The organism is Corynebacterium sp. 401_CJEI (assembly GCF_001076435.1).
In the GTDB taxonomy this organism is placed as follows: domain Bacteria; phylum Actinomycetota; class Actinomycetes; order Mycobacteriales; family Mycobacteriaceae; genus Corynebacterium; species Corynebacterium jeikeium_D.
Map to the genome: position 1 here is coordinate 210,934 of NZ_JVIP01000018.1, position 16,974 is coordinate 227,907.

The 16,974-nt window shown below is 57.9% G+C and carries 15 protein-coding genes and 1 tRNA gene; 10 read left to right on the top strand and 6 right to left on the bottom strand.

Annotated elements, in window-relative coordinates; genetic code table 11:
- Positions 1–74: 74 nt before the first annotated feature.
- On the top strand, positions 75–2,777 hold the full coding sequence (gene secA, locus ADM64_RS04855; protein WP_049193304.1) for a preprotein translocase subunit SecA: 2,703 nt from the start codon (positions 75–77) through the stop codon (positions 2,775–2,777).
- 3 nt (positions 2,778–2,780) lie between these two features.
- Here secA and ADM64_RS04860 read toward each other — a convergent pair whose 3' ends face one another.
- The gene (locus ADM64_RS04860) at positions 2,781–3,404 is read right to left on the bottom strand and encodes a hypothetical protein (RefSeq protein ID WP_049172812.1); all 624 of its coding nucleotides are present in this window, start codon (positions 3,402–3,404) and stop codon (positions 2,781–2,783) included.
- Positions 3,405–3,691: 287 nt separating this feature from the next.
- Between ADM64_RS04860 and ADM64_RS04865 the strand changes: the two genes are divergently transcribed.
- The 4 genes from ADM64_RS04865 to ADM64_RS04880 all read left to right on the top strand — a co-directional run bounded on the left by ADM64_RS04865 (position 3,692) and on the right by ADM64_RS04880 (position 7,397).
- Positions 3,692–4,102: an HAD-IA family hydrolase gene (locus tag ADM64_RS04865; protein ID WP_038627918.1), complete on the top strand. Its 411-nt coding sequence runs from the start codon at positions 3,692–3,694 to the stop codon at positions 4,100–4,102.
- Complete coding sequence (locus tag ADM64_RS04870) at positions 4,102–4,593, top strand: DUF6912 family protein (RefSeq protein ID WP_049172814.1); 492 nt, start codon at positions 4,102–4,104, stop codon at positions 4,591–4,593. The genes ADM64_RS04865 and ADM64_RS04870 overlap by 1 nt, the downstream gene beginning before the upstream one ends.
- Before the next feature lie 329 nt (positions 4,594–4,922).
- Positions 4,923–5,987 carry a flavin reductase family protein gene (locus ADM64_RS04875; protein WP_049193305.1) on the top strand — a complete coding sequence of 355 codons (1,065 nt, stop codon included), beginning with the start codon at positions 4,923–4,925 and terminating at the stop codon, positions 5,985–5,987.
- A gap of 69 nt (positions 5,988–6,056) precedes the next feature.
- Positions 6,057–7,397: a fatty acid desaturase family protein gene (locus ADM64_RS04880; protein ID WP_049193306.1), complete on the top strand. Its 1,341-nt coding sequence runs from the start codon at positions 6,057–6,059 to the stop codon at positions 7,395–7,397.
- Here ADM64_RS04880 and ADM64_RS04885 read toward each other — a convergent pair.
- The 3 genes from ADM64_RS04885 to aroA are packed head-to-tail and all read right to left on the bottom strand — an operon-like array spanning position 7,394 to position 11,293.
- Positions 7,394–8,779, bottom strand: coding sequence for a chloride channel protein (locus ADM64_RS04885; protein ID WP_049193307.1), 1,386 nt, complete (start codon positions 8,777–8,779; stop codon positions 7,394–7,396). The genes ADM64_RS04880 and ADM64_RS04885 overlap by 4 nt on opposite strands.
- Positions 8,766–9,812, bottom strand: a complete 1,047-nt coding sequence (rsgA, locus tag ADM64_RS04890) for a ribosome small subunit-dependent GTPase A (RefSeq protein WP_016422217.1) — start codon at positions 9,810–9,812, stop codon at positions 8,766–8,768. The genes ADM64_RS04885 and rsgA overlap by 14 nt, the downstream gene beginning before the upstream one ends.
- A gap of 2 nt (positions 9,813–9,814) precedes the next feature.
- Positions 9,815–11,293: a 3-phosphoshikimate 1-carboxyvinyltransferase gene (aroA, locus tag ADM64_RS04895; protein WP_065428883.1), complete on the bottom strand. Its 1,479-nt coding sequence runs from the start codon at positions 11,291–11,293 to the stop codon at positions 9,815–9,817.
- A gap of 70 nt (positions 11,294–11,363) precedes the next feature.
- On the opposite strand from aroA, the gene ADM64_RS04900 reads away from it, so the two are divergent.
- Positions 11,364–12,059 (top strand): SOS response-associated peptidase, encoded by a 696-nt coding sequence (locus ADM64_RS04900; protein ID WP_049193311.1) that lies wholly within the window; start codon positions 11,364–11,366, stop codon positions 12,057–12,059.
- Between the two features lie 39 nt (positions 12,060–12,098).
- Here the strand turns inward: ADM64_RS04900 and ybaK are convergent, their stop codons facing one another.
- On the bottom strand, positions 12,099–12,611 hold the full coding sequence (gene ybaK / locus ADM64_RS04905; protein WP_049193314.1) for a Cys-tRNA(Pro) deacylase: 513 nt from the start codon (positions 12,609–12,611) through the stop codon (positions 12,099–12,101).
- 98 nt (positions 12,612–12,709) lie between these two features.
- On the opposite strand from ybaK, the gene ADM64_RS04910 reads away from it, so the two are divergent.
- Entirely contained in the window at positions 12,710–13,339 is a 630-nt protein-coding gene (locus ADM64_RS04910) for a sigma-70 family RNA polymerase sigma factor (protein ID WP_049172829.1), read from the top strand.
- A gap of 20 nt (positions 13,340–13,359) precedes the next feature.
- Positions 13,360–13,644 (top strand): mycothiol system anti-sigma-R factor, encoded by a 285-nt coding sequence (rsrA, locus tag ADM64_RS11230; protein ID WP_038629430.1) that lies wholly within the window; start codon positions 13,360–13,362, stop codon positions 13,642–13,644.
- 150 nt (positions 13,645–13,794) lie between these two features.
- On the opposite strand, the gene ADM64_RS04920 is transcribed toward rsrA, so the two are convergent.
- Positions 13,795–13,867 (bottom strand) — tRNA-Ala (locus tag ADM64_RS04920).
- 294 nt (positions 13,868–14,161) lie between these two features.
- Here ADM64_RS04920 and ADM64_RS04925 point away from each other — a divergent pair.
- Positions 14,162–15,541, top strand: coding sequence for an IS3 family transposase (locus tag ADM64_RS04925; RefSeq protein WP_080969593.1), 1,380 nt, complete (start codon positions 14,162–14,164; stop codon positions 15,539–15,541).
- 184 nt (positions 15,542–15,725) lie between these two features.
- Complete coding sequence (locus ADM64_RS04930; RefSeq protein WP_162838042.1) at positions 15,726–16,916, top strand: IS1249 family transposase; 1,191 nt, start codon at positions 15,726–15,728, stop codon at positions 16,914–16,916.
- Positions 16,917–16,974: the final 58 nt, after the last annotated feature.

Sequence of the window (16,974 nt, forward strand, 5' to 3'; positions counted from 1 at the left end):
AAGGCGGGTTCGTCGTATAATCAACCGTTGCACATTAAAGTTCGACGTGAATCGGCCGGAAAGGTCCCAATTTAGTGTTTTCGCTCAGCAAGTTGCTCCGCATTGGTGAAGGCCGCGCTGTCAAGAGGCTTGGCAATATTGCAGATCAGGTCATCGCCAAGGAAGACGAGTACGCAGCTCTTTCAGACGATGAACTCCGTGCCAAGACCGAGGAGTTTAAGAAGCAGCTGGCTGACGGTGCCGATGTAGACGATTTGCTTCTGGATGCTTTCGCCACGGCGCGCGAGGCATCCTGGCGCGTGCTGGGGCAGAAGCACTACCGCGTCCAGGTTATGGGCGGTGCGGCACTGCACTTCGGCAACGTTGCCGAGATGGGTACTGGTGAAGGTAAGACCCTGACCTGTGTGCTGCCCGCATACCTCAATGCGTTGGCAGGCAAGGGCGTTCATGTCGTTACGGTTAATGACTACCTGGCTAAGCGTGACGCGGAGTGGATGGGTCGAGTCCACCGCTTCCTGGGGCTTGAGACTTCCGTGATTCTCTCTGAGCTCAGCCCGGATCAGCGCCGCAAGGCCTATGCTGCCGACATCACCTACGGCACGAACAACGAGTTCGGCTTTGACTACCTGCGCGATAACATGGCGCATTCGCTCGACGATTTGGTGCAGCGTGGGCACCACTTCGCCATCGTCGATGAGGTTGACTCGATTCTGATTGACGAGGCCCGTACTCCGTTAATCATTTCCGGTCCGGCAGATGGCGATCCGCACTGGTACCTGGCGTTCTCCAAGATTGTGCCGCGTATGAAGCGCGATATTCACTACGAAGTCGATGAGCGAAAGCGCACCATCGGTATTCGTGAAGAGGGTGTTGAATTCGTTGAGGATCAGCTGGGCATTGCCAACCTGTATGCTCCGGAAAACTCTTCGCTGGTCAGTTACCTGAACAATGCCCTGAAGGCCAAGGAGCTGTTCACCCGCGACAAGGATTACATTATCCGTAATGGTGAGATTCTCATCGTTGATGAGTTCACCGGTCGCGTGCTGGCAGGCCGTCGCTATAACGAGGGCATGCACCAGGCAATTGAGGCCAAGGAAGGGGTGGAGATTAAAAACGAGAACCAGACGCTGGCAACCGTTACGCTCCAGAACTACTTCCGCCTCTACGACAAGCTGTCCGGTATGACCGGTACGGCTGAGACTGAAGCGGCTGAGCTGCACCAGATTTACAAGCTGAATGTCATGGCGATTCCGCCGAATCGCCCGAAGCAGCGTGAGGATCTGCCCGACCTGATTTACAAGACGCAGGAGGCAAAGTTCGCCGCTGTTGTCGAAGACATCCGCGAATGCCATGAAAAGGGGCAGCCAGTTCTCGTTGGTACGACGTCAGTCGAGAAATCCGAGTACCTTTCCAAGCTCCTGCAGCGCGAAGGTATTCCTCACTCTGTGCTGAACGCTAAGCACCACGAGAAGGAAGCTGAGATTGTCGCAGTGGCGGGTCGTCTCGGAGGCGTTACCGTGGCAACTAACATGGCCGGTCGTGGTACTGACATCGTGCTGGGCGGTAACCCGGACATTATCGCTGACCTGAATCTGCGCTCTCGTGGTCTGGACCCGGTGGAAACTCCGGAAGAGTACGAAGAGGCGTGGGACGCTGAGATTGAGCGTGTTCGTCAGCAGTCGAAGGAAGAAGCTGACAAGGTACGTGAGGCCGGTGGCCTCTACGTCCTGGGTACTGAGCGTCATGAGTCACGCCGCATTGACAACCAGTTGCGTGGTCGTACCGGTCGTCAGGGTGACCCGGGCGTTACCCGCTTTTACCTGTCCATGCGCGATGATCTCATGGTTCGCTTCAACGGTCAGCGCATGGAAGCGCTGATGAACACTCTGAATGTCCCGGATGACGTTCCTATTGACTCCAAGGTTGTTTCCAACTCCATTAAGAGCGTTCAGGCTCAGGTGGAAAGCCAGAACTTCGAAATCCGTAAGAATGTTCTGAAGTATGACGAGGTTATGAACCAGCAGCGTAAGGTCATCTACGCTGAGCGCCGTCGCATCCTCGAAGGTGAGGATTTGAAGACTCAGGTCCGTGACATGCAGGACGACGTCGTCGATGCGTATGTCAACGGTGCCACCGCTGACGGTTACGTGGAGGATTGGGACCTCGACGAGCTGTGGAATGCCCTTGAGCAGCTCTACAGCCCGACGTTTACGGCGCAAGAGCTTATTGATGGCTCTGACTTCGGTACCCCAGGTGACCTCTCGGCCGATGAGCTGTCCAAGGCTCTGCACACGGACATCTCGGCCAGCTACGACCAGCTTGAGGATGCGGTCTCCGCAATTGGCGGCGACGACCAGATGCGCAACATCGAGCGCTTCACCATCCTGAACGTCATGGACCAGAAGTGGCGCGAGCACCTCTACGAGATGGACTACCTCAAGGAGGGCATTGGCTTGCGCGCCATGGCCCAGGCTGACCCGCTGGTGGAGTACCAGCGTGAGGGCTACGACATGTTCACCGCGATGATGGACGGCATCAAGGAAGAATCGGTTCGTCAGTTGTTCCTGATCCGTAAGCAGGTTATGCCCGCAGTGGAAAACGCCGAGGGGCAGGAGAACCAGGCTCCAGCTCTGCCAACGGAAGCTGCTGAGCAAAATCAGCAGATGACTTACTCCGGCCCCAGCGAGGACGGCAGTGCAGAGCAGCAGCGCGTGGATCAAGAGTCTGAGGGCAACCGAGCGCAGCGTCGGAAGGCGGCTCGCAAGCGCCGTCGCTAAGCACTAAAGCACCCGAAACGCGGTCATGGTCCATGGCCGCGTTTTTGCTGTTCCGCGGCGGAAAGTGCCCGTGAACGCGCGAACGCGCGGACCGACACGGCAACTACCCAGGAACTCGACCTTCTTGCCGTCCGCGGAAGCGCTGGCGTGAAAGGATTGCAACGCGACACCCTTGAGGCTGGTGTTTTTCGACAGCGTGAGTATCGCAGCGTGAATAATCGGGTCGATATTGATGCGACGTAGATCGTTGACTCGCCTGCGACCCGCGATGATGTCGAAGACGCGGCGAGTAATCGTGCCAAGCTCCTGTCTCAGATTCTGTTCACAGTGCTGGACGACGTGCGGTGTTTGCGGCGTCTTTTTTGCAGCAGGAGCGGCCGCGACGGGCGGTAATGCCGTCATGACAGCGGCTCCGGTGGCAGCCGAGCATCCGCTGTAGGTCGGTGCCACTTTTGCGGTTTGAGAGGCGGCGGCATTAGCTGACTGGCCGAGTTGAATTGTGTGGAGAAGCGAAAAGCCCGTTGCCGGTTCAATGGATTCCCTGCCACTGGAGCGGTGCTCAGCGGCGTGCGACAGCGCGTAAGGCATCGGTGTCTGAGATTTTGGTACGTGAGACGTTGGTGCCATGGATTAATCCCCCTAAAAACTCTCCATTGGCAAGTTCCCCCTTGCTGAAGACCATTGTCCTACAAGTGCTTTAAGTGTGCAGCTTGTGAAGGGGAATTCACGGCCGGCGTGGGGGGATTGTGGAGAAGGCGCAGTCGCGAAATGGGCTGAGTGTTTCGCTGTTAATGGTCCTATCGGTTTCCGTCAAGGCCGTTCTGGTCGTCTACAAATGGGCGTAACGAACAGCCAATTAACACGCTGAACTGGAAAAAAGGCAAACGTGCAGGTCATGCGATAAACTACAGGCCATGCGCGGAATGATTATCGATTACTGTGGTGTCCTTGACGGCACGGATGAAGACCAGGCACGTTGGCGTAATTTGCTGGTAGAGGCGCGTGCAAATGGTGTTGGCCTGGCAGTCCTGTCGAATGACCCAGGTGGCCCATCGGCGGATCCGATTCGCAAGCTCGAAGATGAGGGCCTGGTAGACGCAGTTGTGCTCTCTGGTGAAATTGGCCATGAGAAGCCTTCGGCAGAGGCTTTTAATGCAGCCGCTGCGGCTATTGAACTGCCGGCACGGGACTGCGTGTTGGTAGATGATTCGATTGAGAACATCCATGCGGCCGTCTCTAACGGCATGGTGGGAGTCTTCTATCAGCAGTTCGACCGCGCAGTGGTCGAGATTGCCGGTCTGCTGGGTCTCGAGGGCGAGTTCTAATGCGCGTCTATATCCCAGCGACTTTCTCCATGCTTGAGGCGCTTAAGGAGGATGAGCTCTTCCACGCCCGCGGTGGTTGGGGCTTTGCTGTCACTGAAGCGCTGCGCGATTTCTTTACTGAGGGCGATGATGAGGAACTGGCAGACGTAGCCTTTGATGAGGCTGCGCGTGCGTCGCTCCGTCTGCTCGATGCCGCAGAAGAGAAGTTCCCGCACCGTCGAGTGGTCATTTCCGTTGATGTGGAGGCGGAGCCGCAGTCGGATATGGGAGATGCTGTGGTTAAGGTCGGCGGCCCAATTTCGCTTGCCGACGTTGCAGCTCTCCACATTGATGTGGAAGAGGCGGAAAGCAAGGTTGAGGCTGCGATTGATGCCGTCGATAAGGCAGATCTCGGTGACGAGGATGCGGAGCTCACTGTCGGCGATGCGCTGGAGATCCCGCTGGCGTGGTACGACGTAGCTGAGCTCGGCATGGTGGTCGACTTCCTGTAGTAGCGCGTGCTCGGCGTTAAAGAAGGGGACTGGGTTTAGGAACCCAGCCCCTTTTTTGTATGGCACAAGTGTTTTCAGTGGGGGTATAAAAGACGGGATTGTTTTGTGTGGATAAGCTCCATGTCAAAGGGGGTGTTTCGCACGGGAGTGGGGGTAATGACAATTTCGCTATTTGTGTCAAAATCATTTGTTTCTCTTGACCAATAACTTACCGCTCCGTAGTCTACGTCTAAGTAACCTACGGACACGTAATAATGAATCGGGTGGGGCATGCCTACTGATGAACAGCGTTATTACTTGTTCGCCCGTGACAGTCAGGAGGGCCAAAAATGGGGCTTAAGACCAAAGTTTCCCGGGTATTCAAGCATTTATCCACGCCACTTTTGCCCGATGATTACACGCATTTGCTAAATCCGCTGTGGTCAAGTCGCGAGCTGCGCGGTCAGATTGAGGCCATCAATCCCACATCTCCTACTTCAGCAGAGTTGATAATCCGTCCGGGTTGGGGGATGCCAACAGACTTCAAGCCAGGCCAGTTCATCGGACTTGGCGTAGAGGTCAAGGGGAAATACCTGTGGCGTTCCTACTCGCTGACAAATGCGCCGCGGCCTCATGACGGGCTGCTGACTATCAACATCCGTGCGCTCAACGACGGCTACGTGTCCCAACACCTCGTCGCCAATGTCAAGCCGGGTACTGTCGTCCGCCTGGCTGCCCCGGCTGGGGATTTCCATCTTCCGGAGCCGCTCCCAGCCCGCATTGCGTTTGTTACCGCAGGCTCCGGCGTAACTCCGGTGATTTCCATGCTGCGTGATCTTTCAGCTCGCAATGCCTCAGTGGAAGTCGAGCACATTCACTCCTACCGCGGCGAGGCAGAAGCTGTGTTTGTCAATGAGCTTCGCGAGCTGGAACAGCGCAGTGCTACTAGCGCGTTGAAGTATCGCCTGCATGCCCGGAATACGGAGACGCAGCCGCGGATTGACGCTGCGGCGGTTACCGACATCATTGCTGACTTTGGAGCGCTGGCATCGTCGGCAAGCGCCTATGCCTGTGGTCCGGTTGAACTGCTGAAAAACCTTGAGCCGGAGTTTCCCGGGCTGCGGACGGAACGTTTCACCGTTGACCGCTCGGCGGCGGGGGAGGTCGGCGGCACGGTGAGTTTCGGCAGCCGAGGCGATATCGACGTAGACGGTGCAACCACCATCCTGGAGGCGGCCGAGAGCGTCGGGGTCGACCTGCCGTACGGCTGTCGGATGGGAATTTGTGCGACGTGCGTGCAGCAACTCTCCGACGGCACAGCGCGGGACATCCGCACCGGTGCGACGTTTGTGGCGGGCGAGCGGGTCCGAACGTGCGTCTGTGCGCCGGCGGGGCACGCGCGTATCGAACTGTAAGTTCGCCCCACATCTATCTCAACCTACATTAACCAGGAGAAACTACCTAAAGGAGTTGGGACCCTTCCCATGGCAATTTCCGATATCGCATCGTATGCGCACTTGAGCGAAGAAGACGTCGCAGAGATTGGGCGTCGGTTTGCGGAAATCGAAAAGCAACACCGCGATTCGCTGGGGCAGAAGGATGCTCGCTACATCCGCACGCTCATCCGCATTCAGCGCACCCTTGAGGTGACTGGTCGAGGTCTGCTGATGGTGCCGACCGCAGGCATGGCCCTAAACAAACTAGGGATGCTGCCGAAGTCGTGGAAGAACACCGCGCACTGGGGTTTCAAATGGGCGGGTGCCTCAGCGCTGGGGCTGGCAAAGATTTTGGAAAACCTCGAAATCGGCCACAACACTATGCACGGTCAGTGGGACTGGATGAATGACCCCGAGATTCACTCGGCCACCTGGGAGTGGGACAATTCCTGCCCATCCAGCGGGTGGAAGCACTCCCACAACTTTGTCCACCACAAGTACACCAATGTGCTCGGTATGGACAACGATGTGGGATACGGCATTCTCCGGGTGACTCGTGACCGCCGTTGGAAGCCTTCGACGCTGCTGCAGCCGGTGACAAACGTGGTGTTGGCCAGCCTTTTCCAATGGGCAGTGGCCTTCTACGACGTCGAGCTCGGGCGCGTGTTCGCAGGCAAGAAATCCTGGGATGAGGCTCGGCCGCAGCTCATGGAGGTGCTCAACAAGTCGGGGCGCCAGGTGCTCAAGGACTACGTTCTCTTCCCGGCGATGGCGGGTCCGCGTTACCGCGAAGTGGCATTTGCGAACATGATGGCCAACCTCGCCCGTAATCTGTGGGCCTACGCTGTCATCTTCTGCGGACACTTCCCGGATGATGCCGAGACTTTCACCAAGGAGCAGTACAACACCGAGGACAAGAGTGAGTGGTATTTGCGCCAAATGCTGGGCTCGGCGAACTTCCACGGTGGGCTGGCGTTGTCGGTGCTCTCGGGAAATCTGAATTACCAGATTGAGCACCACCTCTTCCCAGACATGCCATCCAACCGGCTTGCGCAGATTTCGAAGCAGGTTCAGCAGATTTGCCGGGAATACGACCTGCCATACAACACGGGGTCGTTCCCGAAGCAGTTCTTCCAGGTCCAGCGCACACTACTAAAGTTGTCGCTGCCGGATCGCTTCTTAGTCGCTGACCCGGACAACGCCCCAGAGGTGCGTTCGGAGGCGGCGTTCAAGAAATATCCGCAGGTTGAAGCGGAGCTCCAGTCCAGTTCCCCGCAACGCAAGGGCTTAGCGACGGGCCTGCGAATGCTCCGCCGTCTTCGCCCAGGTGTCCGGGAAATTGTCCGGGCCTACACAGGTCGCTCGACGCACACTGCTGCGCGCGGTTAGTCCTCGACCCGCTTGCGGACCGCAGCCGCGACTGCCGGTTCGCGGTTCCATGGCATTGATTGCTTGTGGGGCAGCCGCAGCCAGGCGCGAATCATGGTCACGGTCAGCGTCGCAGTTGCACCAGCGAGGAAGAGCGCTAAGTAAGCCGAGGAATTCTGGCCGGTAAACTCCACTGTCACGATCAGTGCGAAAAGTGGAGCTGCCATGGACGCCGACAGGAAGGCCGCCGCGCCGAGAATCGCAAAGTCGCTCAGCGGAACTGAGGGCATCAATGGCTGTACGAAGCAGCCGACGATGAAACCGCTGAGCGCGCCAAGGGCAAAGCCGGGAGTCAAGAGCCCACCGACGGCCCCCGAACGGAAAGTAACGAGAACCGCGACAGCTTTCGCAATCAGCAGGATGACTGCAAAACCCAGCAGCGGGCGATCCATGAGAACTGTGGTCGCAGCGATACGGCCATTGCCCAACACTTCTGGAACCCACAGTGAAATCACACCAACCAGTGTGAATGCGAGGGGGATGGCCCAGGCAGAATGCCAGCCAGTCGGTGCTGTGTCCGACATCCGCGAGCTGAGAATGCGAAATGCGTAGCCGATGGCACCGCAGATAACACCGATGAGCAGTGCTGCCCCGAGGTTGCCCCAGCCGTCCGAGAGATTTATTGGGCTGTAGAGCGGGCTACTGCCGACCACGATGCCCGACGTCACCGTGGCGATGGCTGAACACGCCAGCACCACCATCACCGCGGTAATGCTCAGTGAGCCCAGCAGAATCTCCAACGAGAAAACCGCTCCAGCCAACGGGATGTGATAAATCGCCCCCAGGCCGGCACCGGCTGCTGCTGCGACCAGAATACGGCGGTGTAGCGGATCGATGCGCAGTCGATGCGACATCTGTGAAGCCACCATCGCACCGAGCTCACGCGGGGCATTCTCGCGTCCCATGGATGCACCTGCAGCGACGGTCGCCATCTGCAAAAACACATTGACAAGAGTTGACCACACCGGCATGAGTCGACCGTTCATGCCTGCCTCAACGCTCTCAATGGGCGTGGCCTTTGTGCGCAGCGCTGCCCACACCGGTCCTGCAATCAGTCCCGCCAACACAATTCCGACAAAGCGCTGGAGGCCAGTGGTGCCATCGGTTACGACCGCTACGTCACCCTCGTGCTGCCCGTAGACCGCGTACTCGATGCCGTGCATGATCAGCGCGAGCCCGGCAGCTCCGAGCCCCGTCGCAAGACCCACGATAAGCGTGTAGATGCACAGCCGAATCCAACTGCCGGGAGCGGGGTAGAGTCCGGAGCCCGCTTTGTCCGACTCAGCACCAGCCGCGGCTTCAGAGGGCGTCTCCACAGAATCGGTGTGGCTAGTCTCTTTCAATGTCCAGCTCCCAGTCCTCGTTGTCGCTGATGGCGCTCAACAGGCGACGCACGGCCATCGCTCGACGGTGCTGAACTCCCTCCAGCTTGTCGAGGGCGCACTCTGGATCCGCGGGCGGCCCCAAATGGGTGCAACCACGTGGGCATTCATCTGTCGCTGCCTGGATATCTGGAAACGCCGCCAGCAGCGTCTCCGGTGTCACATGGGCTAGACCAAAGGAACGAATGCCCGGGGTGTCAATGATCCACGACGTCGCGCTGTCTTCGCTTTCCGACGGCAGCATCAGCGCCACCGACTGTGTGGAGGTATGGCGGCCCTTACCCACACCGCTGACTTCGCCAGTCTCACGGTTGGCTTCAGGAACAATCCGGTTGACAAGGGTTGATTTCCCCACACCGGAATGCCCAACCAAAGCTGTCACTCGTCCGGGGACATCGATGAGCTCTGACAAGGGAGCCAAGTCATCATTAATACCGCAGACAACGACATCCACTCCGAGTGCCGAGAACTCCCCGGCAAATTCCTCTGGGTCGGCCAGATCGGATTTAGTCAGACAGAGCACGGGGCGGACACCGCCGGCGTAGGCCGCGACCAGCGCGCGTTCGACAAAACCGGTGCGAGGTTCAGGATCGGCGACTGCGCACACAATGAGCAGCAGGCTGGCATTGGCCACGACGATGCGCTCATACGGGTCATTGTCATCGGCGGTGCGACGCAAAACCGTGCTGCGCTCTGCCAGCTTGACGATGCGGGCCAGTGTGCCCGCACGGCCGCTGACATCGCCTACGACACCGACACGGTCACCGACAACGATATTGGTGCGGCCGAGCTCGCGGGCACGCATGCATGTCACTGCAACATCAGGGTTGTTATCGAGGACTACACCCCAACGACCACGATCCTTGGTCACCACCATGCCCCAGTGGGCATCGGCGTGGCGGGGGCGATCCTTCGTCCGTGGTCGCGACCCTTTACCGGGGCGGATGCGTACATCGGACTCGTCCCATTGCCGTCCACGCCTGCGTGCCGCCACTGTTATTTCCCTGCCTCGGTTCCGTTGTCCACACCATCAAGTCGAGCTTCGACTGACTTTTCCAACGAACTAGGGCTGGGGGAGGCCAGTCCGAGCATCTCCAGCCAGCGCAGGTCGAATCCAGGCATGGTCTTAGCAGTGGTACCGATATTTTCGACTTCCACGCCCTCCGTGCGCAGGCCAACAATGGCACCAGCGGTGGCCATTCGATGGTCGGCGTAGCTGTGCCAGAGGCCACCGTGGAGCGGAACGGGGTCGATCGCAATGCCGTCGTCAAGCTCGGTGGCGCGACCGCCGAGACGGTTGATTTCCGTGGTGAGCGCGGCGAGACGGTTGGTCTCGTGACCGCGCAGGTGTGCGATACCCGTCAGCTCGGTGCGGGTAGTGGCCAAGGCGGCGATGGCCGCGACGGTGGGGGTCAGCTCGCCAATCTCGGACATGTCCAGCGTGATTCCGCGCAGCTCGGACGGCTTTGGGCCCACGACGGTGAGGCTGGTGCGGCCACTCTCGTGACGGTTGAACGTCACGGTAGCGCCCATAGCGGTGAGGATCTCGCGGATGCGGTCGCCCGGCTGCGTGGTGTGCTCTGGCCAGTCGGGCACGGTGACGCTGCCACCAGTGACAGCCGCAGCGGCCAGGAAGGCGGCGGCGTTGGACAGATCAGGCTCGACCTGCCAAGTACGACCCATCATTTCGGTCGGGTGAATGGTGAACGTTGTGCGTGGTCCCTCAGGTGTGTCGGCCGTGGTCTCCTCGACCTGCACACCGGCCTCGCGAAGCATGTCCAGGGTCATGTCAATGTGCGGGCGGGAAGGAATCTCACCGGTCGGGCGAAGTACCAGGCCACGGCCGTAGCGCGGTGCTGACAGCAACAGGCCAGAGACGAACTGGCTCGAAGCCGAAGCGTCAATTTCCACTTCGCCGCCGATGTCCGGCAGATCCTGCTCCTGGACCGAGTCACCGAGGCGGTTGCCCTGATTCGGACCCTGCGGATTGACCGTGAAGGGAAGCCCATTGCCCGCGATGTTCACACCGAGGCTGCGCAGGGCATCCAGCACGGCCGACATCGGGCGAGCCTTGGCTTCTACGTCGCCTTCGAAGAACACCGACCCCTGCGCAAGAGCTGCGATAGGTGGCACGAAGCGCATAACCGTACCTGCGAGACCACATTCCACGACACCACCGCGAAGCATGCGTGGAGTGACGCGGAGCGTGTGGTTCGGGGCACCCGAATATGTCGAGTCGGCACTGATGTCAGTTCCCAGAGCCTGCAGTGCGCGAATCATAAGATCGGTATCGCGAGAGCGCAGAGCACCATGGATAACCGATGGTGTCGAAGATATCGCCGCGATGACAAGGGCACGGTTCGTAATCGACTTCGAGCCGGCAATCTGCACCGTGGCACTAAAAGGCTGTCGACCGGCCTCGGCACCGTCGACACTTACAGTAGGGGCGGACCAATTCTGATTTTGGGAACACACACAACCAATTATGGAACACTTTCACTCCATACCTCGACTAGAGGGGGAGTCAACGGCACAATCAGTTGGTATGTGTGGTCGTTTCGTCAATTTCACAGTCGCCGAAGAACTGCTCAGCACCACGGCTGAGATTCCCGGTTTGGCGCCCGTGCGTGCCGACGGCCCGTTGCCCACCTCCCGCTACAACATCGGACCGACCATGCCAATAGTTGCTCTTGCCCGCGAGCACCCCGGCCGCACAGGAACCATTGCTGCCACCGTGCGCTGGGGTTTAATTCCGCAGTGGGCCCGCGAAGTGCCAACAACACCTTTCTTCAATGCTCGTGCGGAAACCTGGCAGTCCAAACCGACTTTCCGGGACAGCCTGCCCTGCGCAATCCCCATGAACGGTTGGTACGAGTGGAAGAATCGCCAGCCCTACTTCGTCAGCTTCAGCGATGACGCACCGCTTTTCACCGTCGCGGGGCTGTGGGCGCGCTGGGGCGATATCGTCTCCGCCACAATTCTCACCACCGACGCCGTGAGACAGCTCGCGGATCTTCATCATCGTATGCCGCGCGTGCTTGCCGACGACGAAGTCAGTGACTGGTTGGATCTCTCGGCCTGGGCAGCAGACGGAGATGTTGGCATGACCAGCGCAGAAGTGGTGGACAAGCTGACCATCCGACCGGTCAACCGCGCCGTCGGCAATGTTGCGAATGAAGGATCGCACCTGCTGAATGGGCCCGATGGAGCAGCACCCGGCCACAACGAGGAGCTGTTTTAAGGCCGTATCAGCGGGGAGGTTGCAGGAGTAGCCGCAGGGTTAGCGGGCGATGTCGGCGACCGTGGCGTCGCAAAGCGAAACCAGATCAGCGGGTGACAGTTCGATGTCCCACCCGCGGCGACCACCGGAGACAAACACAGTGTCGGCGAGAGTGGCTGTCTCATCAATGACTGTGGGGAGCTTGCGGCGACCGCCAAGCGGGGAGATGCCGCCGGGAACGTAGCCGGTGGCAAGTGACGCGTCATGGGGGTCGGCCATCGTTGCCTTGGAAGCCCCGACAGCCGCGGCGGCGGCCTTGAGGTTGAGCATTCCGGTGGCGGGGACGACGGCGATGGCCAGCCCAGTGCGTTTGCCGGATAGCTCGATAATGAGAGTTTTGAAGATGCGTTCGGGCTCGACTCCGAGATGCTCTAGTAGCCAAGAGGCGGCCTCTTCGCCGAAGTTGTCGCTGCCGTGGGGGAATTGGTGAACGTGGAAGTCGATTCCGGCGTTCTGACAGACGGCGATTGCCGGGGTGGCGGCAGCGGATTTCTTGGCGGACTTCTTCGACATAATTTCCCATCGTTGCACACCAGTGCAGCTACGCGACGAAATGCCTGGTGACGGGGGTCTGGCCGACTCGTGGGTGCGGATGTTTTAGGATAGGTAGCATGTCAGGTGATCAGACAGGAACATCGGCCATCCGGACTGATGAGTCGGATGAGGAGCTTGCGCAGCGCTTTGAGCGTGATGCCATGCCGCTTTTGGATCAGCTCTATGGAGCGGCGCTGCGGATGACACGCAACCCCGCCGATGCCGAAGACCTGGTGCAGGAGACCTATATCAAGGCTTTTCAGGGCTTCCGCTCCTACAAGCCGGGCACGAATCTGAAAGCGTGGCTCTACCGCATTCTGACGAATGCGTACATCAACAGCTACCGCAAGGCGCAGCGACGTCCTGCCGAGTACGCCACCGATGACATCACGGATTCACAGATCGCGGAAACCGCGTCGCACACTTCGATAGGGCTGCGCTCTGCTGAGGTTGAAGCGCTGGAAAAGCTTCCTGATGAGGAAATTCGTGACGCTTTGATGAGCCTCAAAGAGGACTACCGGATGGTGGTCTACTACGCCGATGTCGAGGGATTGCCCTACAAGGAAATCGCCGAAATCATGGGCACGCCCATCGGAACTGTGATGAGTCGGCTCCACCGTGGAAGAAAACAGCTCCGAGACGCGTTGCACAACGTAGCCGTGGAACGTGGATTCTTGAAAGAAGAGAAGGGAGATTCTCCGCGATGAGCCGAGAGTCGAGCCAAGATATGGAGCAGACGCCAGAGCGCGGGCACGCCTGTGAAGATGCTTTCTGTCAGGATGTCCACTCGCGCCTACACGCATTTTTGGATGGAGAGTGTGATTCGGAGGAACGCCGCTTTCTCGAGGAACACATTCACAAATGCCCTCAGTGCTTGGAAGAGTTCGGTTCCGAGCAAGCTATACGACGGCTGCTGCGCCGGTGCTGCCAGCAACCTGCCCCTGAGGACCTCCGTCAGCGCATTACCACTCGGATTCGTGTGTCCTATACGCGGGTGGAGTATCGCAGGTAGCTGCTGGCGGCTAGGTTAGGTGCGTCATCTTTTGGCGCGTATTCCTTTGATGCTTAATGCGATGTTGCGTAATACGGTAATGCGTAATGCGTAATGGGAAAATCCCAGGTCACGGTGATGTGGCCTGGGATATTTTTGTGGAGCTATTTGTGGAGCTAAGGGGAATCGAACCCCTGACCTTCGCATTGCGAACGCGACGCTCTACCAACTGAGCTATAGCCCCATTGCTTTCGAGCAACCTAGCTGGAGCTGCTGTAAAAGCTCTGTTATCAGACGTTACTCCGGTGGGGTTTGGGCTCCAAACTCGCTGGTAAGGTTCTGGCGGATGGTTAATCCGGAAAGCGAGGATGCGGTATCGACGAGGCATCGAAAAGGTGTTGAAAGTGACTAGGTTTATGACAAAAAACCGCGGGTGAATTCAATTCATGTGTCATGAACCTAGTCACTTTCAGACCTGCTACCCGTTGAGGGTTAAGTAGCAAAAGGGGATGCGGACGGAATCTTGGAGGATTCCATCATGAACCGCTCATACACCAAGGAGCAGCGACGCAGAGCTCTGCAGGTTTACAAGCGTACTCAATCGGTGACCAAGACCGTCCGTGAACTTGGTTATCCAGGGCGATGGACGCTGTACAAATGGTTGCGTGAACCCGCCAAACCTGGTCGACCCCGCAAACAGTCAAAAACATTGACCCGCTACCCGTTTGAGGTCAAGCTTCGTGCTGTTGAGCTCTTCAACGCTGGTTGGAGGCCAGCTGACACCGCTGTGGAATGCGAGCTGCGCTCAAAGATGAGTGTCTATTCTTGGGCACAACGCCACCGTGAAGAGGGAAAATGGGGTTTGATGTCGAAAAGAGAACGCAAAGAGCACACTCGCATGCCCACCCGAGCAGCATTCGAGAAATCATTAGCCGATGATCCTGCAGAACTGAAAAAGCAAATGGCTCAACTGCTCGTTGACAAGGCTGTTTTGGAAAAGGAGCTGGAACTTGTAAAAAAAGACGTCAGCGTCATCCCGGGGCAGCTCAGCAATAAGCACAAGGCTGAAGTGGTTGACGCGTTACGCGGCGAGTTTCCGTTATCTATGCTGCTTGCTGCTATTGATCTTGCGGCATCAAGCTTCTACTACCAACTCCAACAGCGATTTGCTCCGGATAAGCACGCGCATATCCGCGAATTGCTTCATGAGATTAGTTCTGAGTCGAATAACACCTACGGCTATCGCCGACTTTGGTGGGAACTGCGCCATCGCGGGATCGTTATCAGTGAGAAGGTCGTCCGCCGTCTCATGCACGAAGAGGGAATTCGTCCCTGGTTCCCGAAACGAAAGTGGCGTTACTCCAGCTATCAAGGGGAAATTTCTCCCGCACCACCTAACCTGGTGAACCGTAATTTTCATGCTGAGCATCCAAATCGGTTGTGGCTGACTGACATCAGTGTTTTCGCTACTAACCAAGGTCGCGTGTACCTGTCTGCCATCATTGACTGTTTTGACGGGAAGGTCGTGGCAGCAAAAACAAGTGTTCATCCCACCATGGAGTTAGCAGAAGAAACTTTGTACGCAGCAATCGCAACCGAAAAGCCGGCAATGGATGGCTCCTTGGTGATTCACTCAGACCGCGGAGCACATTATCGAGGCAGCAGCTGGCGAAGTATGACCGAGAAGTTCGGAATACTTCGCTCGATGTCGAAGAAAGGTTGTAGCCCCGACAATGCAGCATGCGAGGGGTTCTTCGGCCGAATGAAAAACGAAATGTACTACGGCAGAACCTGGCAGAACCCTCAAGAGCTCAAAGAAGCAATCGCGACATACATTGAGTTCTACAACAATCACCGAATCAAGATCAGCCTCGATGGTTTGAGCATTGCCGAATACCGAAAAGTCAATGTAGCGTGAGATTGAAACTGTCCAAAAAAACGTCCGCATCCCCAAAAAGTGTGTCTGACTTTCAGCATTACTGCTGATTAGGCTGGGTAAATCGGGCGGATATAAGCATCAAGACCTTATATCCGCCCGATTAGTGTTCAATCCACCGGAATGGCACCCGCATGTGCTAATCGGGGGTTGGTGTGCTTTCCGGGTGAGTAAAAACAGACCACGATGCCCGATATGCGCTGGGCAAATGAAGAAAAACGGAACCACTTCTAAAGGCACAACCAGGTGGCGATGCAAGGACCCGAACTGCGGCAGTTCCACGACACGAACCCGCACCGACCGCACGCAGACCCGCGACTTTAAAGCCTTCGTCTCTTATGCCACCTCCACAGCAACGTTGTCTGAACTCGCCCAGCAACAAGGGGTAAGCCGTTGGACACTTGACCGCCGATTCAAACCGTTCTGGCTCATCGACATCCCCAACGACGGTGACCCACAGCGCATCTACGACCAGATCTTCATCGACGGTACCTACACCGCCGCCGGATGCTTGCTCGTCGCAGCCAGCCACGACCACGTCATCGCATGGCACTGGACCAAACACGAAACCGCCCACGCCTACACGCAGCTACTCCGCAAAATCGCTGAGCCGCTCTGCGTCGTCCTCGACGGCGGACAAGGCGCACTTACTGCGATTAAAGCCTGCTGGCCGAACGCGATAATCCAACGATGCCTCGTCCATGCGCAACGCGTCATCCGCCGCTACACCACATCACGACCACGCACCGACGCCGGCAAAGCCATCTACGCCCTGGCGTTGAAACTGACCCGTATCACCACACTCGACCAGGCACGGGAGTGGACGCTGCGTCTGCACGACTTCGGACAGGTATTCAAAGCATTCCTCAACGAGAAAACGCCCGTGTCAAAAGAGCGCCGCACACTCAACAACCAGTGGGAATGGACCCATCTGCGAGTTCGCAAGGCATACAACTCCCTGCTGCACCTCTCACGGAAAGGATGGCTGTTTACCTACCTGCAGCCACCACCGAATGCGCTTGAGCCTCAACGCTGGGCTTCAACGACAAACAGTCTGGAAGGCGGCATCAACGCCGGGCTCAAACGCATCGCCGACGCGCATCGCGGCAGGTCCGGGGAACGCCAACGAAAAATGCTCGAGTGGTACCTGCACTCGAAAACGCAACTGCCTGACGACCCATTAAAGATCGCCAGGCAGTGCAATTTCGGCCAAGATCAACTCGCCAAAGTCAACGATCTTGTCGAAGAAGACCACAACAAAGCCGACCATGAAACAGGCCGACCAGCCTTCTACGACAACGCTATCCCAACCGAGTACGAACACTCGATAGGAATCAGAAAAGGCCCCATGAAGTAACAAACGGTGTGCCCGCCCCGCAACACGCCGAGCGGACACACTTTTTGCTACTTAACCC